The following is a 25,297-nucleotide window of genomic DNA, read 5'->3' as shown; positions in this document are numbered from 1 at the left end:
GTCCGTCCTGAAGGATCAGCCGCCGGGCAGCACGACCACTTCGGCGGTCGTCTGTGGAATGTTCCCGGCGTGGGCGGCCGGCAGAGCGATGAGGTCGGGCTGCAGGGTCTGCAGCAGGTCGTGCAGCTCCGCCGCGTCCCGGGCCGCCACCACCCAGTCGACGATGCGCAGTGCGGGCAGCAGTCCGGCGCTGGCGTCGTCGGCGAGCGGCAGCGCCAGCAGCCGGTCGCCACGCGCGGCGGCCGCTTCGAGGTAGGCGAGACGCGGTGTGTCGAAGGGGGCGAAGGGGCCGACCGCCACCACGGTGCGTTCGCCCAGGCGGCGCGCGGTGGCGATGGCGTCGCGCGCCTCGGCGGCTTCGATCAGGCCGCGCGGGCGCGGGGCGTGGGCGTTCAGTTCCGCGCGCAGTTCATCCACCGACACGGTGGCCGTACCGAGCTTGCCGACCACGATGCTGGCCGCGAGGTTGGCCAGTGCGGTGGCGTCGCGCAGCGACAGGCCGGCGGCGAGGCTGCAGCCCAGCGTGGCCGAGACCGTGTCGCCTGCGCCGGTGACGTCGAACACTTCGCGCGCATGGGCAGGCAGGTGCCAGGCGGGCTGTCCGCGCTGGATCAGCGTCACGCCGCGCTCGCTGCGGGTGATCAGCAGCGCTTCCAGTTCGAGATCCGCGCACAGCCGTCTGCCGCGTTCCACCAGTTCGTCATCGTCCGCGCACGGACCCACGATCGCCTCGAACTCGGCAAGGTTGGGCTTGACCACCGTGGCGCCGCGGTAGCGGCCGAAATCCTGGCCCTTGGGGTCGACGATCACCGGCACGCCGCGTTCGCGCGCCAGGTGGATTAGGGCCTGAGGGTCGCCCAGCGTGCCCTTGGCGTAGTCCGACAGGATCATCGCCTGCACGCCCTCGAGTGCATCGTGCGTGGTCGCGGTGACGCGCGCCGCGTGATGCGGGGCGAAGCGTTCCTCGAAATCGAGGCGTATGAGCTGCTGGTGGCGGCTGATGACGCGCAGCTTGGTGATGGTGGGCGCATCCGCGACGATCTGGAGCCGGCAATCCACGCCGCGTGCGGCAAGGCGCTCGGCCAGCAGGCGCCCGGCTTCGTCCTCGCCGACGAGGCCGACGAGGCGGGCCGTGCAGCCGAGCACCGCGGCGTTGAGTGCGACGTTGCCGGCGCCGCCTGCGCGCACTTCGTCATCGCGGACCTGCACCACCGGTACCGGCGCCTCCGGCGAGATGCGCGCGGTCGCACCATGCCAGTAGCGGTCCAGCATGAGGTCGCCCACGACGAGCACGCGGGCGTTGGCGAATTGGGGCAGCGCTGAAAGCATGGGCGGACCGTGAGCCTTGGAACGGCCGGATTATCCCACGAAGCGGCCGGCCGTCAGGCGCCCGGCTCAGCGGTTGAACCACCGCAGCACCACCCCCCAGTTCTCCACGTCCAGCCGCGTCACCTGCCCGCAGCCGAAGTCCAGCCCCAGCCAGCGCTCGGGCGGCAGGCCGAGCAGGTGGCCGGCGATCGCGCGCAGCGGGCCGCCGTGGGCGACGATCACCACCGGCTCTTCCGGTGCGGATAGCTGCAGGTCGCTGAGCCAGTGCAGCACGCGGGTCGTCATCTCGCGCGCGGATTCGCCGCCCGGCGCGCGGAAGCCGAGCGGGTCGGCGGCCCAGTCGTCGATGGCGGTGCCGATGGCACTGAAGGTGCGGCCTTCCCATTCGCCGAAGTGGATCTCCTTCAGGCGCGCGTCCAGTTGCGGAGTGCCGAGTTCCTCTGCGAGCAGCCGGGCGCGGATCAGCGGGCTGGCGTGCAGCGCGAAGCGGTCGGGCAGCAGCGGGCGCAGGCGCGCTGCGACCTCAGTGGCGGATTCGGCAAGGCCGATGTCGTGCTGGCCGTAGCAGACCCCCGGCTCGATCGCGGGGCGCGGATGGCGGATGAGGTGCAGTTCCATGACGGAGTGATGTCCTATGCGGTGGCCAGGGGCGCGATGTGCGCGGCGGCGAGCAGGCCGAGGTAGGCCGCGAGTTCGGCCAGTTGCTGGGTCGCGCCGAGCAGGTCGCCGGTGTAGCCGCCCAGGCGGCGCACGAACAGGCGGGCGGCCCAGGTCGTGACGGCGATGACCGCGACCAATGCGCCCAGCGCCTCCGCGGGTGCGAGCAGGGCGAGCGGCAGCAGGCCGCAGGTGCCGGCGACGGTGAGTTCGCCAGGCGTCAGGCGGCGCGCGAGCGGCCTGGACTTGGCACTGTCGTCCTCGCGCACGTAGGGCAGCAGGTGGATGAGGCTGGTGGCCGCCAGGCGTGACAGCGGGTGGGCGACCAGCAGTGCGGCGGCAACGCCCGCCACGGTGCCCTGCGGGGCAGTCGCGCCGAGACGGGCGAGTTCGATCAGTGCCGCCGCCTTCGCCATCAGCATCAGCACCATGCCGATGGTGCCGTAGCTGCCGATGCGCGAGTCCTTCATGATCGCCAGCACCTGCGCCTTATCCCAGCCGCCGCCGAGGCCGTCGCAGGTGTCGGCGAAGCCGTCTTCGTGGAAGGCGCCGGTGAGGCGGATCGTCACCGCCATCGACAGGATCACCGCCAGCGAGGCGGGCAGGACCAGCGCGAACACCGCGTAGCCTGCCGCGCCGGTTGCGCCCACCACCCAGCCGACCAGCGGGAAGAAGCGCGCCGCGTGGTTCAGCCGCTCGGGCGACCACGGCACCCAGGCCGGCACCGGCAGCCGGGTGAAGAAGCCGAGCGCGGTGAAGAACAGTTCGAGCTGGTAGCGCATGCCGTGTGCGTCAGCCCTGGTCGCTGACGCCGGCCGACTCGAAGCTCGCCATCTCGTTGAGGAAGCTCACCGCCGACTGCACCAGCGGCCAGGCTAGCGCGGCGCCGGTGCCTTCGCCCAGGCGCAGATCCAGCGACATCAGAGGCTCCACTCCCAAGTGGTCGAGCTGGATGCCGTGGCCGGGTTCCTGCGAGCGATGAGCGAACACGCAGTAGGGCAGCACGTCCGGGTCGATGGCGTGGGCGACCAGCAGTGCAGAGGTGACGATGAAGCCGTCGATCAGGACCAGCATCCTGCGCTCGGCGGCGCCGAGCATGGCGCCGGCCATCATGGCGATCTCGAGGCCGCCGTACTCGGCCAGCACCGCCAGGGGATCGGTTGGGCGGCCGCCGCGCTCCAGCGCCTGCTTGAGCAGGGCGCGCTTGTGGATGAGGCCGGCGTCATCCAGTCCGGTGCCGCGGCCGGTCACGGTGTAGAGGTCGGCGCCGTGCTCGGCACCGACCAGGCAGTGCGTCAGCAGCGAGGCCGAGGCGGTGTTGCCGATGCCCATCTCGCCGAAGCCGACACAGTTGCAGCCGTTGTCCGCCAGCGCATGGGTGATCTCGCGTCCGCGCTGCAGGGCGGCGTCGCGCTGTTCGGCGCTCATCGCCGGCTGTTCGATGTAGTTCGCCGTACCCGGCGCGATCTTGGCGTCGATGAGGCCGGCGCGCTTGCCGAAGTCGTGATTGACCCCCGCATCGACGACGGTCAGCCCCAGCCCCATCTGCCGGCTGAAGACATTGATTGCGGCGCCGCCGGCCAGGAAGTTCTCCACCATCTGCCAGGTCACGTCCTGCGGGTAGGCCGACACGCCCGCCCGCGCCGCGCCGTGGTCGCCGGCGAAGACGACGATGTGGGGCTGGCGCAACTGGGGCGTCAGCGTCTGCTGCACGAGGCCGATCTGCAGCGCCAGCGGCTCGAGCCGGCCGAGGGCGCCAAGCGGCTTGGTCTTGCGGTCGATCTTGTGTTGCAGCTCGGTGGCAATCGCCTGGTCGGGCGCGGTGATGGCGAGGTTCATGACGCGAGGTTTCCGGTGGAGCGGCGTCGGGGCCGCGGCTGGGTGGGGAGCGAGTTTAGTCCTGCTTCAGCACCAGCGGCAGGCCGGCGGCGACGAACACCACACGCGGGCACAGCGCGGCGACCGCCTGGTTGAGCCGGCCGGCCTCGTCGCGGAACAGGCGGCCGAGTGGGTGCTCCGGCACCAGGCCGAGGCCGACTTCGTTGGCGACCAGCACGATGCGGCCAGGCAGTCGCGGCAGGGTCGCGAGCAGCGCGTCGCGCTGCGCTCGGAACAGCGGCAGGGCTTCGGCATCGGCGCCGGGCGGCAGGCTCTCGGCGTCCACCAGCAGGTTGCTCAGCCACAGCGTCAGGCAGTCGACCAGCAGGCAGCGGTCGGGGGCTGCCTCGCGCCGCAGCGTGTCGGCGAGCGCCACCGGCGTCTCCACCGTGCGCCAGCCTGCGGGCCGGTCCGCCTGATGGCGGCGGATGCGTGCCGCCATCTCGTCGTCGAGCGCCTCGGCGGTCGCAATCACGGTCACCGCCAGCCCGGATTCGGTCGCGCGGCGCTCGGCCTCGCGGCTCTTGCCCGAGCGCGCGCCGCCCAGGATCAGCTCGCATGTCATTGTTCTGATGGCTCCTGTCCGGAAAGAGGACTGTCATTTATTGCAGTGCACGATACTCGCCCGTACGGTATCATCCGCCCCCACTGCCTCGGAAGGGGCGGCGCGTTATCGGTGCCCACGGGCGATTCTCGCCCAGGGTTAAACGGGAAACAGGTGCGCGGACCATCCTCTGCTCGATGGCCGCAATGCCTGTGCTGCCCCCGCAACGGTAAGTGCGCGCAAGGCGGATCACGCAGCCACTGGGAGGACGACTCCCGGGAAGGCGATCCACCCGTCCGGCCCTGCGGCCGGTACAGCGCACGAGCCCGGAGACCGGCCGGAACGCGAATTGGCGGATGTGCCGCGGGGTGGCGGCGACGGGCGCGGTTTGTCCTGCTCTCTTCGGTTCTCCCACGCTGTCGGCGCGTCCATGTGAAGTTGCCATGGCGTGCGGGGACGCGCGGCATGGCGAAGGGAGTTCCGACAATGAAGATCCGCCTTTCCGCGCTGGTTTCCGCGTGCGCGCTCGCTTACCCGTTCGTCCCGGCCCAGGCCGACGATGCCCAGCTTGGCCACGTCGTGGTCACCGCCACCCGCCAGCCCATCACGGCCGATGAGGCGCTTGCCAGCGTCGACGTGATCGACCGCGACGAGATCGCCCGTGCCGGCAATGCCACGCTGGTGCAACTGCTGTCCAGCCGTCCCGGCGTACAGGTGGCGAGCAATGGCGGTCCGGGCTCGAGCAGCAGCGTGTACCTCCGCGGCGCCAACTCGGGGCACACCCTGCTCCTGATCGATGGCGTGCGCGTGGGGTCGGCGACCAGCGGCTCGCCCACGCTCGAGAACCTTCCGCTCGAGCTGATCGACCGCATCGAGATCCTGCGCGGCCCGGCGAGCGCGCTCTACGGTTCCGATGCGATCGGCGGCGTGATCCAGGTGTTCACGCGCAAGGGACGCGAGGGTTTCCAGCCCAGCGTGCGTGCCGGCGTCGGCACCGATGGTGCGCGCACGCTGGGTGCGACGCTGGCGGGCGGGGTCGAGCGGCTGCGCTACAACGTGTCCGCCGGCAGCGAACGCAGTGACGGCATCGATGCCAAGCCGAAGTCGACGCGCGGCAGCGATCCCGACGACGACGGTTTCCGCAACGAGTACTTCAGCGGCTCGGTGTCGCTCGGTTTCCGCGACGCCGACGAGATCGGCCTGACCGTGCTGCATTCGGACATGCGCAACTGGTACGACAACGCCAAGGTGTTCAACTCGTATCTGGACAAGCGCACCGACTCGCTGGGGCTGCACATGCGCAACCAGATCACCGCCGACTGGACCAGCACCTTGCGCTTCGGCTACGGCGCGGACGAGTCGCACAACTATTCTGATCGTAACGCCAAATCCACGTTCGAGACCGCGCAGCGCCAGTTCACCTGGCAGCACGACATCGCCCTGGGCGTCGGCTCGCTGCTGGCCGCCTACGAGTATCTCGAGCAGGAAGTCGATTCGACGGCCGACTATGACAAGACCCAGCGGCACACCAATTCGGTGCTGCTCGGCTGGAGCGGACAGTTCGATCGCCATCACCTGCAGGTCAACGCCCGCCATGACGAGGATTCGCAGTTCGGCAGCAAGACCACCGGTGCGCTGGCCTACGGCTATCGGCTGACGCCGGAGTGGCGCGCGCGTGCCAGCATCGGCACGGCGTTCAAGGCGCCCACGTTCAACGACCTCTACTTTCCGTTCAGCGGCAACCCGAACCTGAAGCCCGAGGAGGCGCTGAACCGCGAGGCCGGCCTGGTGTGGGAGCGCGGCGGCACCAGCCTCAGCGCGACCTACTTCAACAACCGCATCAAGAACCTGATCGCGTGGGCGCCGGTGAACCCGGCCGATCCGATGGGCGACTGGGCGCCGGCCAACGTGGCGGAGGCCTCGATCCAGGGCGTCGAGCTGGCTGCCAGCACGATGCTGTGGGATTACCGCGTGCGGGCCAGCATCGACTTCCTCGACACGGAAGACGAGGAAACCGGCGATGAGCTCGGCCGTCGTGCGCGCATCGGCGGTTCGCTCGGCATCGAGCGCGCCACCGGGCCGTGGACCTGGGGGATGGAGTGGAACGCGCAGGGGCGGCGGTATGATCGAATCCCGAACAACGCGGCCAACCGCATGGGCGGCTACGGCCTGCTGAACGCCTACGTGCATTACGCGCTGGCGCCGGACTGGAGCGTGGAAGTGCGCGCCAACAACCTTCTCGACAAGGACTACGAGCTTGCCCAGAACTACGGCACCCAGGAGGCCAACGCCTTCGTGGCCGTGCGTTACGCGATGCACTAAGCCGCAATGCTCGTTGCCACCGACCGTCTCCGTGTCGTCGGGGGTCGGGCCCTGATGCTGCCCGGCCGCCACCATCCCATGCTGCTCGCCCTCAGCCTGCTGTCGGCGGCGGCGCTTGCACTGCTATGGGCGCTGGTGGCCGGTGACATGCCAATCGGCCTGTCCGAAGTATTCGCTGCCTTGACCGGCAGTGAGGGCATGGCGGCGGACATCGTGCGCGAGCTGCGCCTGCCCCGCGCCTTCGCCGCCTTCGTCTGCGGCGGCCTGCTCGCCACGGCGGGTGCGCTGATGCAGGTGCTGCTGCGCAACCCACTGGCCGATCCCTACATCCTGGGCATCTCCGGTGGTGCGGCGGTGGGGGCGCTGGTGGCGCTCACGCTCGGCGCGGCCTCGATCTGGGTCGATACGCTGGCTTTCGGTGGCGCGCTCGCCGCGATGCTGCTGGTGTTCGGCCTGGCGCATGGCGACGGCAGCTGGACGCAGACGCGGCTGCTGCTGACCGGGGTCATCGTCGCCGCCGGATGCGGCGCGGCGGTGACGCTGATGCTGGCGCTGGCGCCCGATACCCGGGTGCAGTCGATGCTGTTCTGGCTGATGGGCGATGCCAGTGGCGCGGCGCGGCCCTGGCCTGGGCTGGTGGTGCTGGTGCTGGGGCTGGCCGCGGTGATGCCCTTCGCGCGCGACCTGAACGTGCTCGCGCGCGGCGAGCTGAACGCGCGTGCGCTGGGTGTGAGCGTGCGCAAGCTGCGCATGGGCCTGTACGTGCTGGCCTCGTTGCTGACCGCGACCGCGGTGACGCTGGTGGGCTCGGTGGGCTTCGTCGGCCTCATCATTCCGCACCTCGTGCGGCTGGTGCTGGGCAACGACCAGCGCGTGCTCATCCCCGCCGCCGCACTGGCCGGCGGCACCCTGCTGACGCTGGCCGACACCGCGGCGCGCACCGTGATCGCGCCGCAGCAACTGCCGGTCGGCGTGCTCACCGCGCTGATCGGCGTGCCGGTGTTCCTGTTCCTGCTCGCGAGGCACCCGCGGTGAGCGCGTCGCGTACCGATGCGGTGCCGCTGCTGGAGGCCGAGCGCCTCGCCCTGCAGGTGGGCGAGCGCTGGCTGTGCTGCGAGTTCAGCCTGAGCCTGGCACCGGGCGAATGCCTTGCCCTGCTGGGCCCCAATGGTGCGGGCAAGACCACCTTGCTGCACACCCTGGCCGGCCTGCGCGAGCCCTCGGTGGGGCAGGTGAGGCTGGGCGGTCTGCCCTACGCCGCCTGGTCGGCGCTGGAGGCGGCGCGCTTCCGCGGCCTGTTGCCGCAACAACAGCCCGATCACTTTGGCGCCAGCGTGCTGGAAACGGTCCTGATCGGCCGTCACCCTCATCTGGGCCGCTGGGGCTGGGAGACGACCGAGGACGAGGCGATCGCCCGCCGGGCCTTGGCCGATGTCGGTTTGCAGGGGTTCGAGACGCGCGACGTGCTGACGCTGTCCGGCGGCGAGCGCCAGCGCGTCGCCATCGCCACCTTGCTGGCACAGTCGCCGCAGCTCTTCCTGCTCGACGAACCGCTCAACCATCTCGACCTGCATTACCAGATCGCCACGCTCGAGCTCTTTCGCAGCATCGTCCGTGGCGGCGACACACGGCACGGCGTCGTCATGGTCCTGCACGACATCAATCTCGCCGCCCGCTACGCCGACCACATCATCCTGCTCGACGGCCGCGGCGGGGTGAAAGCGGGTGATCGCGACAGCGTGCTGCGTGCAGACCTGCTGAGCCAGGCCTTCGGCCATCCCTTGCGCCGCTTCGAGAGCGAAGGGCGCGTCCTGTTCCTTCCCGATTGAGATCCCCATCATGAAGCACACGCTTCGCCACCTTCTGGGTGGCCTGTTGCTGGTTCTTGCCCTGCCCGCGGCTGCGGACTGTCCGCGCATCGTCAGCCAGTCGCCCTACATCACCCAGGCGCTCGACTGGCTTGGCCGCGGCGACTGCATCGTCGGGGTGTCGCGCTACGACAAGCGCGACCTGCCGCGCACCGGCGGGGTCAAGGACCCGGATGTCGGCGCCATCGCCGCGCTGAATCCCGACCTGGTCGTCATCTCGAAGGGCTCCGATCCGGCCCAGCTCGACATGCTGGAGCCCGAGGCGCGCATCCTGCAGGTCGACGGCTTCGATTCGATGGCCCAGACCGAGGCGATGCTCGCCCGCTTGGCCGAGGCGGCCGGCGTGGCCGACGGCAAGGCGAAGGTCGCAGCCTATGCCCGCGAGTGGCGCGCCCGTGCGGCGGCGGTGAAGGGGGGCGGCAAGCGCGTGCTGGTGATCTCGGCCTGCTCGGCCCAACCATATTCCTTCGGCCGCGGCCATGTGGTGGGCGACGCCTTCGCCCACGCCGGCTTCGAGGTGGTGGAGACGGCCGAGCGCATCCGCCACCTGCGGCCCGGCGAGGAGATCCCGGGCATCGTTGCCGCGGTCGAACGCTTCAAGCCCGAGCTGCTGTTCTCGCTCACCCCCGAGAACGCCGAGACCTGCAGTGCCGAACTCGGCCTGGTGTCGGTGCCCGTCGTCGGCCTCGAAGGGCGGCACTTCTTCAACCCCGGCCCGGCGCTGCTCACCGGCCTGGCCCAACTCGCGGAGCACACCCAGCAATGAGCGAACAGGATCGCGACAGCCGCCACAACGAACGCATGGCGCGCAAGAAGGCGGTGGTGGACGAGAAGATCGCCACCGCCCAGGCCGAACGCGGCGTGCTGCTGGTCAACACCGGCAACGGCAAGGGCAAGTCCAGCGCCGGCTTCGGCCTGGTGGCGCGCGCGCTCGGCCACGGCATGAAGGTCGGCGTGGTGCAGTTCATCAAGGGCCGCTCGGACACCGGCGAGGAGGCCTTCTTCCGCAATCAGCCGGGCGTGAGCTGGCATGTGATGGGCGAGGGCTTCACCTGGGAAACCCAGGACCGCGCCCGCGACGTCGCCACCGCCGAAGCGGCCTGGGATGTCGCGCGCGGCCTGCTGCAGGACCCGTCGATCGGACTGGTGGTGCTGGACGAGCTCAACATCGCGCTCAAGTACCGCTATCTTGAAGCCGACACCGTCGTTGCCGACCTGCTGGCGCGGCCGACGCTGCAGCACGTCGTCGTCACCGGCCGCGGCGCCCCGCCCGAACTGGTCGAGGCCGCCGACACCGTTACCGACATGACGCCGGTTAAGCACGCCTTTGCCGCGGGTATCAAGGCGATGCCCGGCATGGAGTGGTGAGTCCATGAGCCTGCCCGATCTGTCCGTCTTCCGTCCCGGGCCGCTGCCCGGCCATGTCTATCTGGTCGGTGCCGGGCCGGGCGATCCTGAATTGCTGACGCTGCGCGGTGCGCGGCTGGTGGCGGGCGCGGACGTGGTGGTGTTCGACAACCTCGTCGCGCCCGCCATCATCGACCTGGCGCCCGCCGCGGCCGAGCGCATCTACGTCGGCAAGAAGGCGGCCGACCATGCGCTGCCGCAGGACGAGATCAACGCGCTGCTGGTGCGCCTGGCGCAGGCGGGCAAGCGCGTGGTGCGGCTCAAGGGCGGCGATCCCTTCATCTTCGGCCGTGGCGGCGAGGAGATGGAGGACCTGCTCGAGGCCGGCATTACCGTCGAGGTGGTGCCGGGCGTGACCGCGGCGGCGGGCGTGGCAGCGTATGCCGGCATTCCGCTCACGCACCGCGATCATGCGCAGTCGGTGGTGTTCACCACCGGCTTCCTGAAGGACGGCGGGCTCGATCTCGACTGGTCGCTGCTCGCCCACCGCGGCCAGACGCTCGTCATCTACATGGGCATCTCGCGTCTGGCGGAAATCTGTGCCCAGCTCGTTGCCCACGGCCTGCCGGCGACGACGCCGGCGGCGGTCATCGAGCGCGGCACGACGCACGCGCAGCGCGTGGCGAAGGGCGATCTCGCCACGCTGGTCGACGAGGTCCGGCGCCAGGGTATCCGTCCCCCCGCGCTGACCGTGGTGGGCGACGTCGTCAGCCTGTATCCGCGCCTGACCTGGTTCCAGCCCGGCGAACCACCTCCGTCCTCGCCGCTGCCGCATGCCGGCTGTGCGGTCGTGCATTCGAACAACAAGGATTGAGCCGTGCCCGAAGCGAAGATTTCGTCCGACCCGCCCATCAGTGCGGTGCGCTGCCCCGCGCTGTTCATCGCCGCGCCGGCGTCCGGCCAGGGCAAGACCACCATCACCGCCGCGCTTGCACGCCTGCACACCCGTCTCGGGCGCCGGGTGCGGGTCTTCAAGTGCGGGCCGGACTTTCTCGATCCGCAGATCCATGCGGTGGCGAGTGGCGCGCCGGTGCATAACGTCGACCTCGGCATGTGCGGGGCGGAGGACATCGCCTGGCGCCTGCACGCGGCCGCGCGCGCGTCCGACCTGATCCTGATCGAGGGGGTCATGGGCCTCTACGACGGTGCGCCCTCGGGTGCCGACATCGCGCGCCGTTTCGGCATCCCGGTGATGGCGGTGATCGATGCGCGGGCGATGGCGCAGACCTTCGGCGCCGTGGCTTACGGTCTCGCGCACTACCAGCCCGGCCTGCCGTTCGCCGGCGTTCTCGCCAACCACGTCGGCAGCGCACGCCATGCCGACATGCTGCGCGCCGCGCTGCCGGACGGCATGCGCTGGTTCGGCGCGGTGATGCGCGATGCCGACGCTGCGCTGCCCGAGCGCCACCTGGGCCTGATGCAGGCCGAGGAGATCGCCGACCTGGGCGAGCGCCTCGACCGTCTGGCCGACCATCTCCAGGCCACCGGGGCGGCCGAACTGCCGCCCGCGGTCGAGTTTCCGGCCGTGCCGGCGCCCGTCATTCCGCCGCTGCTGGCCGGCAGGCGGGTCGCGGTCGCGCGCGATGCGGCCTACGGCTTCATCTACCCGGCCAACCTCGACACGCTGCAGGCGCTGGGTGCCGAGCTCGCCTTCTTCTCGCCGCTGGCCGGTGACACCCTGCCTGCAGCTTGCGACGCGGTGTGGCTGCCGGGCGGCTACCCCGAACTCCACGGCGAAACGCTGGCCGCGAACACGCGCTTCTGGCACGACCTTCGCGCGCATGTCGCTGCGGGCAGGCCGCTGCTGGCCGAGTGCGGCGGGCTGATGAGCCTGCTGCAGAGCATCGTCGACAAGGCGGGTGTCGAGCACGCCTTCGGCGGCCTGCTGCCCGGCCGCGCGGTGATGCAGAAGCGGCTCGCCGCACTGGGCATGCAGGCGGTCGACCTGCCGGAAGGGCGGATGACCGGCCACACCTTCCACTACTCCAGGACCGAGACGACCCTCGCGCCCTGGCTGCATGCGCACGGCACCGACGGCAGCGAGGGCGAGGCGGTGTATCGCCTCGGGTCGATCACCGCGTCCTACGTGCATTTCTGGTTTCCGTCGAACCCGGCGGCGGTGGCCGCGCTGTTCGGCGTCGCCTGAGCGTACGCGGGCCGTTCGCAGGCGCGGTGCTCAGCCTTCGAGCGCCCGGCCTGCTGCCTCGCCGATGGCCTTTGCCAGCCGCGCCATCACCGGCGACTGCACCTGCCAGTGGTGCCAGTACAGCACCACGTCTTCGCGCTCCGGCGCCAGATCGACCAGTTCGCCGCGCGCCAGGTGTTCGCGCGCCTGGATCTCGGGAATGAAGCCGTAGCCCAGCCCGGCGACCGCGAACGCCATGAAGCCCTCGGACGAGGGCACGACGTGGTGCGGATACTGGCCCGCGTCCAACCCGAAGTGACGGCGCAGGAAGGCGTCGTGCATGTCGTCGTGGCGGCCGAAGACGATGGCCGGCGCCTTCGCCAGCGCGCCGCGGGTGAGACCGTGCGGAAACCAGCGCGCACGGAAGGCCGGTGAGCCGGCGCACAGGTAGGGCATCACGCCCAGGCGCTCGACGGTGCAGCCGCGGATCGGGTCGGGGCGGGTGGACACGCAGCCCAGCACTTCGCCATCGGCCAGCAGCGCATGGGTGTGGTCCTGGTCGTCGACCACGCAGTCCAGCACCAGGCCTTCCTCCCTCACGACCTCGGCCACGGCGCCGATGAACCAGGTCGCCAGCGAATCGGCATTGACCCCGACCGCCAGCCGCAGCGGGCCGTGCGCCTGACGCGGGGCGAGCGCGCGGCGCGCCTCGGCCTCCATCAGGCGCAACTGCGCCAGATAGGGCAGCAGGCGGCGACCCGCCGGCGTCGGCCGCACCGGCTTGCTGCGCACCAGCAGCACCTGGCCAAGCTCGGCCTCGAGCAGCTTCACACGCTGCGAGATGGCCGATTGCGTCAGCGCCAGCCGCCGCGCCGCGCGCTCGAAGCTGCCTTCCTGCAGGACTGCCTCGAAGGCGATCAGGCGGTGGTCGATCATAAGAAAAAATGGAGTGAATCGAATTAAATCGATTCTACTTAATCCGCGACGCCGCCGGGCCTAGCATGCCGGCCTGTCGTGCCGCCATTGCGGGCGGCCGACCATAACAACAACGGAATGCATCATGAGCCACGTCTACTTCAATGGATTCCTGCTGACGCTGGGCCTGATCATGGCGATCGGGGCGCAGAACGCCCACGTGCTGCGCCAGGGCCTGCGCGGTGAGCATGTCCTGCTGACGGTGTGCGTGTCGGCGCTGTGCGACATGCTGCTGATCACGCTCGGCATTGCCGGCCTGGGCAGCCTGTTCGTTGCCAGCCCGGACCTGATGGCGGCAGCGCGCTATGGCGGCGCGGCCTTCCTGCTGTGGTACGGCGCACGTGCGCTGCGTTCGGCATTGCGTGGCGGCCGGGCGATGGATTTTGCCGAACACGCGCGCATGTCGCGCGGCCAGGCGCTGCTCGCGGCGGCCGGCTTCAGCCTGCTCAACCCGCATGCCTATCTGGACACGGTGGTGCTGCTGGGCTCGGTCGGTAGCCAGCAGGCCGAGGACCTGCGCCCGCTGTTCGCCGCGGGCGCGATCACGGCGTCGGTCGTGTGGTTCGTGGCGCTCGGCTATGGCGCCCGCCTGCTGGTGCCGCTGTTCGCCCGACCGATTGCATGGCGCGTGCTGGACGCCCTGGTGGCGCTGATGCTGTGGGCGATCGCTGCTTCGCTGCTGCTGGCCTGAACGACTCGTCCGACACCGGGCCGGCGCCGCTAAGGGCGCCGTTCCCGCCATGGGCGTCGGGATGATGGCGCTATAATTCGCTGCCTTCAATTCCCCTGGATCACGCCGTGTCCGAACGTCTAGCCGTCGCCCTGCAATACGCGCTTCCCAAGCGCCTGCTCACCCAGTTCGCCGGCAAGCTCGCCGGCCTGCGGGGCGGCAAAGCGACGACGGCAGTGATCCGCTGGTTCATCAAGCGCTATGGCGTGAACATGGACGAAGCGGCGAATTCCGATCCCGCCAGCTACCCGACCTTCAACGAATTCTTCACCCGCCCGCTGCGCGAAGGCGTACGGCCCTTCGCCGAGGCCGACTACCTGTGCCCGGTCGACGGCGCGATCAGCCAGTTCGGTCCGATCGAACGCGACCAGATCTTCCAGGCCAAGGGCCACTTCTACACCACCACCACGCTGATCGGCGGCGACCGCAGTCTGGCGGCGCAGTTCGAGGATGGCGAGTTCGCCACCCTCTACCTCAGCCCGCGCGACTACCACCGCATCCACATGCCCTGCGATGGCCGCCTGACGCAGATGATCTACGTGCCCGGCGAACTGTTCTCGGTGAACCCGGCCACCGCGCGTGGCGTGCCCGGCCTGTTCGCGCGCAACGAACGCGTGGTGTGCGTGTTCGAGGGGGCGGCCGGCCCCTTCGTGATGGTGCTGGTCGGCGCCACCATCGTCGGCAGCATGGCGACGACCTGGCATGGCGTGGTCAATCCGCCGCGCCAGGCCGACATCGAGAAGCACGCCTACGCGCCCGGCGAGGTCGCGTTGCGCCAGGGCGAGGAGATGGGGCGCTTCCTGCTCGGTTCCACCGTGGTGATGCTGTTCCCGAAGGGCACGATGCGTTTCGCGTCCGACTGGGCGGCGGCGCGTCCGGTGCGCCTGGGCGAGGCGATGGGGCAGCGTCCGCCGTCGGCCTGAGCCCGGCCACGCACCGGAACGGGGCGCCGCCGCGGGCGCATGCACGGCGAGGGTGCGTGCGCAGCCCCGGATGCTGCGATGCAGCACGTCGGCATGGTCATCGAACTGAAAGAAAGATGCGATAAAACAGTGGCTTGGGCGCGACTTTCCGATCTTCGGCAAGGGCGTTCAAGTTGGCACGATTGAAGCTTGGCTTTCCGTGCCTTTCCACAATAAGCATCAGGAGACAGATCATGCCCAGCCGTCCGATCCACCAGATCCTTGCCGACCGCCCCTTCGTCTGCGTACCGGCCGACATGCCGGTCAGTGCCGTCACCCGTCTCATGAACGCGCAGGAGCGCAGTGCCGCACTGATCGTCGAGCATGGTGTGCTGACCGGCATCTTCACCGAGCGCGATGCCACCTTCCGCGTGCTGGCCGCAGGTCTCGATCCCGAGACCACGACGGTCGGCGCCGTCATGACCCACAACCCGCAGACGCTGACCGAGGACAGGCCCTTCGGCCACGCCCTGCACCTGATGTACGAGAACGGTGTGCGCCACGTTCCGGTGGTGGATGCCAGCAAGCGTCCGCTCGGCGTCGTTACCGCGCGCGACGCCCTGGCGCTGGATGCGCTCGACTTTGGCGCCGAACTGGTGCGACGCGAGGAGATCACGGTCATCCTCTGAGGCCCCCGCGGGCTGCACGCGCCCGTGGCGCTAGCGGCCCGCGAGCGCCTGGTCGAGCCCCGCCTGGAACAGCGCGGCGACGAGATCGGACTGCGTCAGTATGCCGACGACGCGCCGGTCCGCCTCGACGATCGGTACCTGATGCAGGCCGCGGTCCGAGAAGACCGGGACCAGTTCGACGATCGCCCGGTCGGGGCTGGCGCAGAACACATCCTGCGTCATCACCTCGCCCACCGTCCGCCACGGCATGTCCTGCGCGATGAGGAAGTCGTGCAGGGTGATGATGCCGACCAGCCGTTCGCCCGCCTGCACCACGGGCAGCGCCTCGACGCGATGATGAGCGAGCTGCGACCAGGCGACCTCGAGCGTGGCGTCGGGTGTGATTGTGACGACGTCGCGTGACATCACGTCGGCGCAGCGCAGGTCGCCGAAGCGCCGACGCCAGGCGCGCTGTTCGGCGGCGAGCAGGATCTCCTCGAGGTCGGCGCGGCTGATGTCGATCATCTCGCCGCGCTCCTCGAGCACCGCCTGCAGGTCGTCGGGGCGAACGCCCAGCCGGTCGCTCGGTGGCCGGTCGGCGGTGTGGTGGGTGCGGGCCGCGGGCTTTTCCGCGATCCGCTGCGGGTAGCGCCGGCGCATGGCGGCGTTGAACAGCAGTGCGATCAACAGCAGCAACAGCGAGTTGAGCAGGACGGGCACGAGCGCGAACCCGAAGCCCAGCGCCTCAACTTCCGGGCCCCCGATCACGGCGGTCAGCGCCACCGCGCCGCCAGGCGGATGCAGGCAGCGGAGCTGGAACATCAGTACGATGGCGAGGCCGGCGGCGAGCGCCGCGGCCAGCGCCGGGTCGTCGATCCAGCGGGCGCAGGCGACCCCGGTCAGCGCCGACAGCAGGTTGCCGCCGACGATGGACCAGGGCTGTGCGAGCGGGCTGGCGGGCACGGCGAACAGCAGCACGGCCGAGGCCCCCATTGGTGCGACGAACCACGGGACGGACGCGCCCAGGACGCTGCGGCTCACGATCTCCGTGGCCAGCAGGCCGAGGAGCGCACCGATCCCGCTCAAGGTGCGTTCGCGCAGGCTGACCGGCAGCGGCGCCGGCCAGAAGGTCTTCAGCCAGTCAAGCAGGGAGGGCACGAGATGTCCCGGTCAGGAAGGTGGCCGGGTGAAGCGGGACAAGGAGCTCGGATTCTAGCGCGACCCGCGTCCTGCTCCAAGGTGGTGCATGCCCTCGGCGGCGTCAGGCGAGGTTCAGGCGCTTCGCCGCCTCGCGCAGCTCGCCACGGAAATCCGGGTGGGCGATGCCGATCAGTGCTTCGGCGCGCTGCTTGGCGGTCTTGCCGCGCAGCTGGGCGACACCGTACTCGGTGACGACGTAGTTGATGTCGTTCTTGCTGGTGGTGACATGGGTGCCCGGCGACAGCACCGGCGCGATGCGCGACACGGTCCCGTCCTTGGCCGTCGACGGCAGCACGATGAAGGCCTTGCCGCCGTTCGAGCGGTTGGCGGCGCGCACGAAATCCACCTGCCCGCCGGTACCCGAATAGGGGACGTGGCCCAGGCTCTCCGAGCCGCACTGGCCGATCAGGTCGATCTGCAGCGTGGCGTTGATGGCGCACAGCTTGTCGTTGCGCGCAGCGATCCAGGGATCGTTGGTGAAATCCACCGGATGCATTTCGATCGCCGGATTGCGATGCAGCGTGCGGTACAGGCGGTTCGAGCCGAGCGCGAAGGTGGCGATGGTCTTGCCCGGCATGAAGGTCTTGCGGCGGTTGGTGACCGCGCCGGATTCGATCAGCGACAGGATGCCGTCGCCGATCATCTCGGTGTGGATGCCCAGGTCGCGCTTGTGCTGCAACTGCATCACCACCGCATCCGGAATGCCGCCGTAGCCGATCTGCAGCGTGGCGCAGTCGTCGATGAGGTCGGCGACGTACTTGCCGATGGCCTCCTGCACCGGGCCGATCTGCGGCAGGCCGACTTCGAACAGCGGCTCGTCGCTTTCCACCAGGCCGGCGACCTGCGAGATGTGGATGTGGCAGTCGCCGTTGGCGAAAGGCACGTTCGGATTCACTTCCAGCAGGACGACGCGCGCGCGGCGGATCGCGGCCATGGTGTAGTCGGGCGCCAGCGACAGGCTGAAGTAGCCGTGCTCGTCCATCGACGAGGCCATCGACACCACGACGTCGGCGGGCGACAGGCCGCGGTCGATCAGCATCGGCAGTTCGGAGAAGTAGGCGGGGACGAAATCCACCCAGCCCGCCTGGCCGCCGGCACGGGTGGCGCCGCCGAAGAAGTAGGCGTCGTGGCGGATGTTGGCCCGGGTTTCCGGATCGAGGTAGGCGAACTTGCGCAGCGGCAGGATCTGGCTCACCGCCACGTCGCGCAGCGCGTGACGGCGGCCGGACAGGGCATGCAACAGCGCAGGCGGTTCGCCGACGCCGGTGGGTACGACGATGGTGTCGCCGTCGCGGATCATGGAAACCGCATCCGAGGCGGTCATGCGTTTTTGCTGGTACAGGGATTCCGGCGTGCTCATGCTGTCTCCGGGCGCGGTTTATCGGTCTGGTATCGCCCGGATTATAGCTTTTTCCATACTAAGGCGTATGGGACTGCGCGTGGAGGTCTTGGATGCCGGTTGCCGCCCTCGCCGTGGTTCGCGGGGCGGGGCTATCGACAAGGTACGGCATGACGCCCTTGCCCCGGCTGAGCAGGGCAAGGGCCGGGCCGGGTCAGCGGTTGCCGTCTCCCGGCTTGGCCGAGAACAGCGCGGCGCGCGGCGCCGGGCGGCGGTCACGGCCCTGGGGTGCGTGGCTGGCGGCGGGGCGGCGGTTGCCGTCCGCTTCCGGGCGACGCTGCTGCGCACCACGGTTGCCATCGACTTCGGGGCGGGACGGCGACATGCGGTTGCCGTCCACCTCACGGCGCTGGGGCTGCGCGGGGGCGCGATTGCCGTCCGCCTCGCCGCGCGGGCGTTGGGGTGCGCGGCCGCCGGGCTTGCCGGTGCCAGCGTTGCGTCCGCCGTTCGCGGGCCGCTCACTCGGTCGGCCCTGGCCTGCGCGACCGCCGCCGCGACGCGGCAGGGGTTCGCGCTGGTGGTCGGCATCGTGCGCGGCTTCGGCGCCGGCGCTGGGCACGAAGTCCTCGGCCACGACGCGGTCGATGCGGCGCTTGATCAGGCGCTCGATGGCGGTCAGCAGCTTGGCTTCCTCGCTGTCGACCAGCGAGATCGCGTTGCCTGCGGCCCCGGCGCGACCGGTACGGCCGATGCGGTGCACGTAGTCTTCGGGCACGTTGGGCAGCTCGAAGTTCACCACCTGCGGCAACTGGTCGATGTCCAGGCCGCGCGCGGCGATGTCGGTCGCGACCAGCACCGGCAGCGAGCCGTCCTTGAACTGGGACAGCGCGCGCGTACGTGCCGCCTGGCTCTTGTTGCCGTGAATCGCCGCCGCCGGGATGTCGTGCTTGCTGAGGTACTCGGCCAGCTTGTTGGCGCCGTGCTTGGTGCGGGTGAACACCAGCGCCTGGAACCACTGCTTTTCCTTGATCAGGTGGGCGAGCAGTTCGCGCTTGTGCTTCTGGCCGACCATGTAGACGGCCTGGTCGACGCGTTCGGCGGTGGTGTTGCGCGGCGCCACTTCGACCGTGCCCGGGTTGTGCAGCAGGCCGTGGGCGAGTTCGCGGATCTCGTCGGAGAAGGTCGCCGAGAACAGCAGGTTCTGGCGCTTTTTCGGCAGCAGGGCGAGCACCTTGCGGATGTCGCGGATGAAGCCCATGTCGAGCATGCGGTCGGCTTCGTCCAGCACCAGGATCTCGACGCCGGAGAGGTCCAGGGTGCGCTGGCCGACGTGGTCGAGCAGGCGGCCGGGGGTGGCGACGAGGATGTCGACGCGCTTCTTCAGCGCGCTGATCTGCGGGTTGATGTTGACACCGCCGAACATCACCAGCGAGTTCAGTGGCAGATGCTTGCCGTAGGTCTGTACCGACTCCTCGACCTGGGCGGCGAGCTCGCGCGTCGGGGTGAGGATCAGGCAGCGCGGACGGCCCGGCGGATGCGGGTGAGCATGAGTTTGCGACAGGATGTGCAGCAGCGGCAGCGTGAAGCCGGCGGTCTTGCCGGTGCCGGTCTGGGCCGCGGCAAGCAGGTCGCCGCCCGCGAGCACCTGCGGGATGGCCTGCGCCTGAATGGGGGTGGGGTGGGTGTAACCGGCTTCGCCGATGGCACGCAGGATGGGTTCGGCCAGCCCGAGGCTGACGAAAGTGACTTCGGAATTCATTCAGTGGTTTCCAGCGCCAGGCCGTCGCGCTTCGTGGCGACACCAATCCGGACTGGCGGGAGAGATCCGCGGCAGGATGCCAGCCGGATCGTTGGGGGAACTGCCGCGATCGATCGGTCAATTCGCGGCGAACCGGCACTATAGAGGCTTGCGAAGGGGGAAGCGAGCATTTTGTGCAATGCAGCGCGCGATGGCATGCCGCTCGGGGTGGGGCGTCGCGGGCGGCGCCCTGTGTTGGCTGCTGCATTAACTGACGTATAGTTACAAATTCGCTGATGAGGCGTCACCATGGCCCGCTCCGTCCGTCCCCGAAGGCTCTTCGCGCTGCGATCGAAACTCGCCCGGCGCCTGACCTTCGGTGCCGCGGCCGGTCTGGGCCTGCTCTGCGTGCTCACGCTCGCCAGCGCGACCTTGACCCTGCACGCGCTGGGCAGCAGCTGGGCCGCAATCAATGCGGGCCTACCCATCTTCGCCGGCATGTGGAGCCTGCTGGCCGTGCTGGCGGGGCTCGCGAGCGGGGGGCTCGCCGGGATATTGCTGAGTGCGCCGCCTCGGGCCGAGGGCATTCGCCTGCCGCGCCGCGCGGCCGAGGATCTGTTCGCCCTGCTCGACAACACGGCGGTGCGCCTCGGGATCGAGCCGGTGCGCCAGGTGTTCGTCACCGACCACATGAACGCCCACGTCGCGCAGCGGCCGCGTTGGGGCTGCGTCGGGCCGCTACAGACTTGCCTGATGATCGGACTTCCGCTGGCTCACAGCCTGTCGCCGGCGCAGTTCGGTGCGGTTCTGGCGCATGAACTGGCCCATCTGTCCGCGCAGCGACTGGGCTGGGGCGGCGTCGGAGCGCATCTGCGGGCATGGTGGATGCGCACGGTCGACCGCGCCGCAGATCGCTTCCCCTGGCTGGAAGTCCCGCTCGAGCGGATGACGCAGCGCTACTGCATCGCGATGCTCCGCCTCGCCCGGATCGAGGAGTTCGAGGCCGACGCGCTGGCGGCAAGTCTCGTCGGTCGCGGCCTGATGGGCGATGCGCTCGTCGAGGTGGGGCTCAAGGCGCGCTTCCTCGAACGCGATTTCTGGCCCCAGGTCGATGCGCACGGCGCCCGGCGCCGCCGTCCGCGGCTGCGGCCTTATCGCGATCTTGCGCTTGGTGTGGAGGCCGGCTTCACGCGCACGGTGTCCGAGCATGCGGTCGCACTGGAAGAGGCCGGCGGCGAACGCTTCGCCCTCCATCCTTCGCTGCATCAGCGCCTCAGCGCGCTTGGACTGCGCTGCCGCGTGCCGGAAGGCGAAGCCGTGTCGGCTGCGGACCGCTATCTGGCACCGCTGCTGCCGAGCCTGGCGTGGGTGTTCGACTGCGCCTGGTGGCATGCCGCAAGCGAGAACCGCCGGCAGCGACGCAGCCGTGCGCGCTACGAGATGGTGCGCGAGGACTGAGTCCCGCCGGCGCTCAGAAGGCTTCCTTCTCGGCTTCGAGATAGGCGAGGCTGACGTACTTGCCGATGTTCGCGTCGAAGCCGGCAGTGTCCGCCGCCTTGCCCGCGACGCGTGGATCCTTCAGCACGGCTGCGCGCGCGCTGGCCATGTCGCGTCCGTCCTCGACGGCCTTCACGCAGTTCTCGTAAATGCCTTCGAACAACGCGCGGTTCCACTTCAGCACCTCGGCGCTGGCATGGCCGTGTCCCGGCACCCAGATCTTCGACGGGGCGTTCTTCTCCAGCGCGTCGTAGAAGCGGAAGGTGCCCACGTAGGAACCGTCGTCCATGTTGGCGATGCGACGGTCCATGGCGATGTCGCCGACGTGGGTGAGCGCGTCCTGCACGACTTCGATGCAGATGTCGCCGGGCGTGTGGGCGACGCCGTAATGATGGATGCGCAGCGTGACGTCCCCGTAGTCGAAGGTGGCGCCGTGCTCCACGGTGTGGTTGGGGGCGACGATGCGCGTGCCGGCCGTGGCCTGGTTGGTCCACCGTTCCATCAGGCTGTGCCACATGCTGCCCTGCACGCCTTCGATCTCCTTCTTCGTCACCGGATGGGCGTAGATCGGCAGGTCCTTGCCGAAGGCGTCCTCGAAGGCATGGTTCGCGAGCCAGTGGTCACCGTGGTAGTGGGAGTTGAAGATCGCCACCACCGGCTTGTCGGTGACCGTGCGGATCATGCGCAGCGCCATCTCGCCGATCTGCACCGAGCCGCCGGGGTCCAGCATCACCACGCCCTTCTGCGTCACGACGAAGGTGATGTTGCTCATCATCCCCTGGTTTTCGGGGGTGGGGAAACCGTCCTTGGACCAGATCATCCACACGTGCTCGGACAGGCGCTGGGGCGCGATGTCGGGCACGGCCGGGCCGCGGATGAAGTCGTGCAGGTCGGCGGCGAAGGCCGACAGATCGGCCCAGTTCGCAGCCAGGCCGACGCCGGCCGCGCCGGCAAGCCCCATCTGCAGGAAGCGCCTGCGCGAGACGGTGGCCGCGGCGGGGTGCGGGTTGGAGGGCGGGGAGGGGGTGCGCATCGCAATCTCCTGCAGTGTGGAGCGAGTGCGCAGAATATTAACGAAAACTGATCAATCGTGCCGGGCCCGTCCGCCGACGGGCTGCATCCGGCTTGCGGAGTGTGGCAGCGGGCGTCGTCCTACTGCACGGCCGGTGCGGGCGCATCGCCGCGGCGCACGCGCACCGTCTCGAGTTGCTCGCACAACTGGGTGGCGCCGTCGAGGATGCGCGGCGTGTGGCGCTGCAGGATGTCGGGCGGGATGAAGAACAGGTTGCCGCCGGCATTGGCCCTGAGGTCCGGCCAGCGCTTCCACTGATCCAGCCATTCCGGGCGGGCGACGCCCATGCCGCTGGCGACGATGGCCTCCGGGTTGGCCGCCAGCACCGCTTCCACGCCAACGGTCGGTGCCAGCGTACCGAGCTCGCCGAAGACGTTGCGTCCGCCGCACAGGCGGATGACGTCGGCGATCAGGTGTTCGTCGTTGACGGTCATCAGCGGCCGGTCCCAGATCTGGTAGAAGGTGCGCACCGCCGGGCGCTCGCGGTAGCGCGTGGCCAGGGCCGCATGACGCGCGCGGAACGTCTGCGCAGCCTCGTTCGCCACGCCGTCGGTTCCCGCCAGCTGGCCGATCTGTTCGAGGCTGCGGGCGACGTCGTCCAGACTGCGCGGCTCGTTGATGAATACCGGGATACCCAGTGCGCGCAGGCGGTCGAGGTGGGTATCGCGGTTGCCGCTGCGCCAGGCGACGACGAGGTCGGGGCGCAGGGCGGCAACCGCCTCGAGATCCACCTTCGTGTAGCCGCCCACCTGGGGCAGCGCCGTCGCCTCGGGCGGGTAGTCGCTGTAGGCCACCACGCCGACGACCGCCGGGCCCGCGCCGGCGGCGAAGAGCAACTCGGTGATGTGCGGCGCGAGGCTGACGATGCGCTTGGCCGGCGTCTCGAGCCGCACGGTGTTGCCGGCGTCGTCGGTGAGGTCGATGGCGGCGTGCGCTGGTTGTGACAGGGCGGCCGCGACGCAGAGGGTGAAAAAGACGAAGCTGCGGGCGATGCCGGGGCGGTGTGAGGGTCGGTTCATTGCGTGGAGTCCGTTGCGGTTGTCGGGGGCGGGTGTCGCACGCCTTGCCAGCCCGTGTCTCGCGGTGCCCCGAGGCATTCCGCCAGGGCCTGCTCCAGCCGTGTCCAGCCGGCTTCGCCCGCTGGCAGGCCGAAGCGCAGCGCAGCGGGCTGCTCGAACAGGCGGACGAGGATGCCGCGCCGCGCCAGTGCGTCGTGCAACTGTGCGGCGTCGGCACGCTGCACCCATTTGAATAGCGAGGGTCCGGTGGCAGCACCGAGTCCGGCAGCGCTCAGCACCTGCGTGAGGCGCTCGCCCTCACTGGCTAGCCGCTCGCGCATGGCGGCCTGCCAGACCGTGTCGTTCAGGGCCACGCGCGCCACATGCCGTGCCGGACCGCCGATCGTCCATGGACCCAGCCGTTCCTCCAGCCGCGTGCGCACGGCCTCGGGGCCGAAGACGAAGCCGACCCGCGCGCCGGCGAGGCCGAAGAACTTGCCCAGCGAGCGCAGCACCACCAGCCCGTCGGCGCCCGCGAGCGGGACCAGGCTGGCCGCCGGCGTGTCGTCGATGAAGGCTTCGTCCACCACCAGCCAGCCACCGCGGGCAGCGAGCCGGGCGTGCCAGTCGAGCAGCCGGGCGCGCTCGAAATGGGCGCCGGTCGGGTTGTTGGGCTGCACCAGCACGACGATGTCGCTGTGGTCCACCGCAGCTTCCGCCGCGTGGATGTGGGCGGTGAAGAAGCGAGGCCGGCGCTCGCGCCAGGCATGGGCATGCTCCGCATAGCTCGGCGCCAGCAGACTGACACGTGCGCCGGGCAACACCGAGGGCAGGCACTGGATTGCAGGTTGCGAGCCGGCGACGGGCAGTAGCGCAGTGCTGCCGTAATAGGCGCCGGCGGCGGCCTCCAGACCGTCGTCCTCTTCCGGGAGGCGGTGCCAGGCCGACGCCGGGATAGCCGGCGCAGGGTAGGCATGCGGATTGATGCCGGTCGACAGGTCGAGCCAGTCGTCCAGTGGAATGCCGTAGCGTTGCGCCGCGCGACGCAGGCGGCCGCCGTGCTCAAGCATGGGCTAGCCCCGTGAAGTGCAGGATCAGCGCAAGGCCGGTGGCGACGGCCAGCCACAGCAGCGTGCCGCGACGCACCAGCGCGATGGCGGCGCGGAGCGAGCCGGCATCCGGTGCTGGGCCTTCGCCCAGCGGCGGGCGCTCCTCCCACTGGCCGTGGTAGATCGCACCACCGCCCAGTGCCACGCCGAGGGCGCCGGCGCCAGCCGCCATGACTGGGCCGGCGTTGGGGCTGTCCCAGGCCGGCGCCTGCACACGCCAGCAGGCGAGCGCACGACGGGTGTTGCCGAGCAGGGCGTAGGTCAGCGCGGTCAGGCGCGCGGGCAGGGCGTTGAGCACGTCGTCGATGTGCGCGGCCGCCCAGCCGAAGCGCAGGTAGCGCGGCGTGCGGTAGCCCCACATCGCGTCCAGGGTGTTCGCCAGCCGGAACAGCAGCACGCCAGCACCACCGCCGAGCAGGAACCAGAACAGGGCGCCGAACACCGCGTCGTTGCCGTTCTCCAGCACCGATTCGGTGCCGGCGCGGGCGACACCCGCAGGATCGAGTTCGCGCGTGTCGCGGCTGACGATCCAGCCCACGCGTTCCCGCGCCGCTGCGAGATTGCCCGCGGCCAACGGCGCGGCGACCGCCTCGGCGTGCTCCGCCAGGCTGCGGCCGCCGAGGCTGAAGTACAGCAGGGCGATATCCACCGGCCAGTGCGCCAGCGGATGCGCTGCCCTCGCGATCAGCGCCAGCGCCACCCACGGCAGCACCGCGAGCGCCCACGCCAGCAGGCCGGCGAGGCGGTGCTCGCCGACGATGCGGCGCACGGCGTCTTCGACGGCGCGCGCCCAGCGACCGAAGCCGACGAGCGGATGGAAGCGGCGCACCTCGCCGAACAGGCGGTCGGCGAGCAGGCCGGCGGCGAACTTGGCGACGAGGATCAGGGCAAAGGACATGAACGGGAGGAGTCGAAATCGAAACGCGATGCTGCACTGCC

At 70.0% G+C, this 25,297-nt stretch carries 24 protein-coding genes and 1 riboswitch; of the genes, 11 read left to right on the top strand and 13 right to left on the bottom strand.

Annotated elements, in window-relative coordinates:
- Positions 1-15: 15 nt before the first annotated feature.
- The 5 genes from rfaE1 to cobU all read right to left on the bottom strand — a co-directional run bounded on the left by rfaE1 (position 16) and on the right by cobU (position 4,429).
- A complete protein-coding gene (gene rfaE1 / locus AC731_RS13090) occupies positions 16-1,329 on the bottom strand; it encodes a D-glycero-beta-D-manno-heptose-7-phosphate kinase (protein WP_048706707.1) in 1,314 nt (437 codons plus the stop codon).
- A 66-nt stretch (positions 1,330-1,395) separates the two neighbouring features.
- The gene (cobC, locus tag AC731_RS13085; protein ID WP_048706705.1) at positions 1,396-1,947 is read right to left on the bottom strand and encodes an alpha-ribazole phosphatase family protein; all 552 of its coding nucleotides are present in this window, start codon (positions 1,945-1,947) and stop codon (positions 1,396-1,398) included.
- A 14-nt stretch (positions 1,948-1,961) separates the two neighbouring features.
- Positions 1,962-2,768, bottom strand: a complete 807-nt coding sequence (locus AC731_RS13080; RefSeq protein WP_048706703.1) for an adenosylcobinamide-GDP ribazoletransferase — start codon at positions 2,766-2,768, stop codon at positions 1,962-1,964.
- Between the two features lie 10 nt (positions 2,769-2,778).
- The gene (cobT, locus tag AC731_RS13075) at positions 2,779-3,825 is read right to left on the bottom strand and encodes a nicotinate-nucleotide--dimethylbenzimidazole phosphoribosyltransferase (protein WP_048706702.1); all 1,047 of its coding nucleotides are present in this window, start codon (positions 3,823-3,825) and stop codon (positions 2,779-2,781) included.
- 55 nt (positions 3,826-3,880) lie between these two features.
- Positions 3,881-4,429 (bottom strand): bifunctional adenosylcobinamide kinase/adenosylcobinamide-phosphate guanylyltransferase, encoded by a 549-nt coding sequence (cobU, locus tag AC731_RS13070; protein WP_048706701.1) that lies wholly within the window; start codon positions 4,427-4,429, stop codon positions 3,881-3,883.
- A 92-nt stretch (positions 4,430-4,521) separates the two neighbouring features.
- A riboswitch (cobalamin riboswitch) is annotated at positions 4,522-4,763 on the top strand.
- A 131-nt stretch (positions 4,764-4,894) separates the two neighbouring features.
- On the opposite strand from cobU, the gene AC731_RS13065 reads away from it, so the two are divergent.
- From AC731_RS13065 to AC731_RS13035, 7 genes are read left to right on the top strand one after another with little or no spacing between them, the layout of a single operon-like run.
- Entirely contained in the window at positions 4,895-6,730 is a 1,836-nt protein-coding gene (locus AC731_RS13065) for a TonB-dependent receptor domain-containing protein (RefSeq protein ID WP_048706699.1), read from the top strand.
- A gap of 54 nt (positions 6,731-6,784) precedes the next feature.
- Positions 6,785-7,765 carry a FecCD family ABC transporter permease gene (locus tag AC731_RS13060; protein WP_048710121.1) on the top strand — a complete coding sequence of 327 codons (981 nt, stop codon included), beginning with the start codon at positions 6,785-6,787 and terminating at the stop codon, positions 7,763-7,765.
- Positions 7,762-8,559, top strand: a complete 798-nt coding sequence (locus AC731_RS13055) for an ABC transporter ATP-binding protein (protein WP_048706696.1) — start codon at positions 7,762-7,764, stop codon at positions 8,557-8,559. Before AC731_RS13060 ends, AC731_RS13055 begins: the two co-directional genes overlap by 4 nt.
- A 10-nt stretch (positions 8,560-8,569) precedes the next feature.
- Positions 8,570-9,364, top strand: a complete 795-nt coding sequence (locus AC731_RS13050; RefSeq protein ID WP_004263199.1) for an ABC transporter substrate-binding protein — start codon at positions 8,570-8,572, stop codon at positions 9,362-9,364.
- A complete protein-coding gene (gene cobO, locus AC731_RS13045) occupies positions 9,361-9,966 on the top strand; it encodes a cob(I)yrinic acid a,c-diamide adenosyltransferase (RefSeq protein WP_048706693.1) in 606 nt (201 codons plus the stop codon). The genes AC731_RS13050 and cobO overlap by 4 nt, the downstream gene beginning before the upstream one ends.
- Before the next feature lie 4 nt (positions 9,967-9,970).
- Entirely contained in the window at positions 9,971-10,819 is an 849-nt protein-coding gene (gene cobA, locus AC731_RS13040) for a uroporphyrinogen-III C-methyltransferase (protein WP_048706691.1), read from the top strand.
- A 3-nt stretch (positions 10,820-10,822) separates the two neighbouring features.
- On the top strand, positions 10,823-12,151 hold the full coding sequence (locus tag AC731_RS13035) for a cobyrinate a,c-diamide synthase (protein ID WP_205626596.1): 1,329 nt from the start codon (positions 10,823-10,825) through the stop codon (positions 12,149-12,151).
- A gap of 30 nt (positions 12,152-12,181) precedes the next feature.
- On the opposite strand, the gene AC731_RS13030 is transcribed toward AC731_RS13035, so the two are convergent.
- Positions 12,182-13,066: a LysR family transcriptional regulator ArgP gene (locus AC731_RS13030; protein ID WP_048706689.1), complete on the bottom strand. Its 885-nt coding sequence runs from the start codon at positions 13,064-13,066 to the stop codon at positions 12,182-12,184.
- Between the two features lie 124 nt (positions 13,067-13,190).
- Between AC731_RS13030 and AC731_RS13025 the strand changes: the two genes are divergently transcribed.
- From AC731_RS13025 to AC731_RS13015, 3 genes are all read left to right on the top strand, one after another.
- Entirely contained in the window at positions 13,191-13,796 is a 606-nt protein-coding gene (locus tag AC731_RS13025) for a LysE/ArgO family amino acid transporter (protein WP_048706686.1), read from the top strand.
- Between the two features lie 107 nt (positions 13,797-13,903).
- On the top strand, positions 13,904-14,758 hold the full coding sequence (gene asd / locus AC731_RS13020) for an archaetidylserine decarboxylase (protein WP_048706684.1): 855 nt from the start codon (positions 13,904-13,906) through the stop codon (positions 14,756-14,758).
- A gap of 233 nt (positions 14,759-14,991) precedes the next feature.
- Positions 14,992-15,426: a CBS domain-containing protein gene (locus tag AC731_RS13015; protein WP_004263175.1), complete on the top strand. Its 435-nt coding sequence runs from the start codon at positions 14,992-14,994 to the stop codon at positions 15,424-15,426.
- A gap of 30 nt (positions 15,427-15,456) precedes the next feature.
- Here AC731_RS13015 and AC731_RS13010 read toward each other — a convergent pair whose 3' ends face one another.
- The 3 genes from AC731_RS13010 to AC731_RS13000 all read right to left on the bottom strand — a co-directional run bounded on the left by AC731_RS13010 (position 15,457) and on the right by AC731_RS13000 (position 19,703).
- Complete coding sequence (locus tag AC731_RS13010; RefSeq protein WP_048706681.1) at positions 15,457-16,563, bottom strand: HPP family protein; 1,107 nt, start codon at positions 16,561-16,563, stop codon at positions 15,457-15,459.
- A gap of 103 nt (positions 16,564-16,666) precedes the next feature.
- Complete coding sequence (locus tag AC731_RS13005) at positions 16,667-17,965, bottom strand: acetyl-CoA hydrolase/transferase family protein (RefSeq protein WP_048706679.1); 1,299 nt, start codon at positions 17,963-17,965, stop codon at positions 16,667-16,669.
- A 193-nt stretch (positions 17,966-18,158) separates the two neighbouring features.
- Entirely contained in the window at positions 18,159-19,703 is a 1,545-nt protein-coding gene (locus AC731_RS13000; protein WP_048706676.1) for a DEAD/DEAH box helicase, read from the bottom strand.
- Positions 19,704-19,991: 288 nt separating this feature from the next.
- Between AC731_RS13000 and AC731_RS12995 the strand changes: the two genes are divergently transcribed.
- Positions 19,992-21,140 carry a M48 family metallopeptidase gene (locus AC731_RS12995; RefSeq protein ID WP_048706673.1) on the top strand — a complete coding sequence of 383 codons (1,149 nt, stop codon included), beginning with the start codon at positions 19,992-19,994 and terminating at the stop codon, positions 21,138-21,140.
- Positions 21,141-21,153: 13 nt separating this feature from the next.
- Here AC731_RS12995 and AC731_RS12990 read toward each other — a convergent pair whose 3' ends face one another.
- The 4 genes from AC731_RS12990 to cbiB all read right to left on the bottom strand — a co-directional run bounded on the left by AC731_RS12990 (position 21,154) and on the right by cbiB (position 25,256).
- On the bottom strand, positions 21,154-22,212 hold the full coding sequence (locus AC731_RS12990; protein ID WP_048706671.1) for an MBL fold metallo-hydrolase: 1,059 nt from the start codon (positions 22,210-22,212) through the stop codon (positions 21,154-21,156).
- Between the two features lie 119 nt (positions 22,213-22,331).
- Complete coding sequence (locus tag AC731_RS12985) at positions 22,332-23,270, bottom strand: cobalamin-binding protein (RefSeq protein WP_205626595.1); 939 nt, start codon at positions 23,268-23,270, stop codon at positions 22,332-22,334.
- On the bottom strand, positions 23,267-24,319 hold the full coding sequence (gene cobD / locus AC731_RS12980; RefSeq protein WP_048706669.1) for a threonine-phosphate decarboxylase CobD: 1,053 nt from the start codon (positions 24,317-24,319) through the stop codon (positions 23,267-23,269). The genes AC731_RS12985 and cobD overlap by 4 nt, the downstream gene beginning before the upstream one ends.
- Positions 24,312-25,256, bottom strand: a complete 945-nt coding sequence (gene cbiB, locus AC731_RS12975) for an adenosylcobinamide-phosphate synthase CbiB (RefSeq protein WP_048706666.1) — start codon at positions 25,254-25,256, stop codon at positions 24,312-24,314. Before cbiB ends, cobD begins: the two co-directional genes overlap by 8 nt.
- Positions 25,257-25,297: the final 41 nt, after the last annotated feature.

The sequence above is a fragment of the Thauera humireducens genome (assembly GCF_001051995.2).
GTDB classification, from domain to species: domain Bacteria; phylum Pseudomonadota; class Gammaproteobacteria; order Burkholderiales; family Rhodocyclaceae; genus Thauera; species Thauera humireducens.
The sequence above is the reverse complement of the archived record's forward strand: the minus strand, read 5'-3'. Positions and strand labels throughout refer to the sequence as shown.

Bases quoted from the DNA above. Each gene is read 5' to 3' on its own strand.
- AC731_RS13005 (WP_048706679.1), bottom strand. From the start codon at position 17,965: ATGAGCACGCCGGAATCCCTGTACCAGCAAAAACGCATGACCGCCTCG.
- AC731_RS12985 (WP_205626595.1), bottom strand. From the start codon at position 23,270: ATGAACCGACCCTCACACCGCCCCGGCATCGCCCGCAGCTTCGTCTTT.
- cobD (WP_048706669.1), bottom strand. From the start codon at position 24,319: ATGCTTGAGCACGGCGGCCGCCTGCGTCGCGCGGCGCAACGCTACGGC.
- AC731_RS13050 (WP_004263199.1), top strand. From the start codon at position 8,570: ATGAAGCACACGCTTCGCCACCTTCTGGGTGGCCTGTTGCTGGTTCTT.
- cobC (WP_048706705.1), bottom strand. From the start codon at position 1,947: ATGGAACTGCACCTCATCCGCCATCCGCGCCCCGCGATCGAGCCGGGG.
- AC731_RS13080 (WP_048706703.1), bottom strand. From the start codon at position 2,768: ATGCGCTACCAGCTCGAACTGTTCTTCACCGCGCTCGGCTTCTTCACC.
- cobO (WP_048706693.1), top strand. From the start codon at position 9,361: ATGAGCGAACAGGATCGCGACAGCCGCCACAACGAACGCATGGCGCGC.
- AC731_RS12990 (WP_048706671.1), bottom strand. From the start codon at position 22,212: ATGCGCACCCCCTCCCCGCCCTCCAACCCGCACCCCGCCGCGGCCACC.
- AC731_RS13060 (WP_048710121.1), top strand. From the start codon at position 6,785: ATGCTGCCCGGCCGCCACCATCCCATGCTGCTCGCCCTCAGCCTGCTG.
- AC731_RS13030 (WP_048706689.1), bottom strand. From the start codon at position 13,066: ATGATCGACCACCGCCTGATCGCCTTCGAGGCAGTCCTGCAGGAAGGC.
- cobU (WP_048706701.1), bottom strand. From the start codon at position 4,429: ATGACATGCGAGCTGATCCTGGGCGGCGCGCGCTCGGGCAAGAGCCGC.
- rfaE1 (WP_048706707.1), bottom strand. From the start codon at position 1,329: ATGCTTTCAGCGCTGCCCCAATTCGCCAACGCCCGCGTGCTCGTCGTG.
- cobT (WP_048706702.1), bottom strand. From the start codon at position 3,825: ATGAACCTCGCCATCACCGCGCCCGACCAGGCGATTGCCACCGAGCTG.
- AC731_RS13025 (WP_048706686.1), top strand. From the start codon at position 13,191: ATGAGCCACGTCTACTTCAATGGATTCCTGCTGACGCTGGGCCTGATC.
- AC731_RS12995 (WP_048706673.1), top strand. From the start codon at position 19,992: ATGGCCCGCTCCGTCCGTCCCCGAAGGCTCTTCGCGCTGCGATCGAAA.
- cbiB (WP_048706666.1), bottom strand. From the start codon at position 25,256: ATGTCCTTTGCCCTGATCCTCGTCGCCAAGTTCGCCGCCGGCCTGCTC.
- cobA (WP_048706691.1), top strand. From the start codon at position 9,971: ATGAGCCTGCCCGATCTGTCCGTCTTCCGTCCCGGGCCGCTGCCCGGC.
- AC731_RS13015 (WP_004263175.1), top strand. From the start codon at position 14,992: ATGCCCAGCCGTCCGATCCACCAGATCCTTGCCGACCGCCCCTTCGTC.
- AC731_RS13000 (WP_048706676.1), bottom strand. From the start codon at position 19,703: ATGAATTCCGAAGTCACTTTCGTCAGCCTCGGGCTGGCCGAACCCATC.
- AC731_RS13065 (WP_048706699.1), top strand. From the start codon at position 4,895: ATGAAGATCCGCCTTTCCGCGCTGGTTTCCGCGTGCGCGCTCGCTTAC.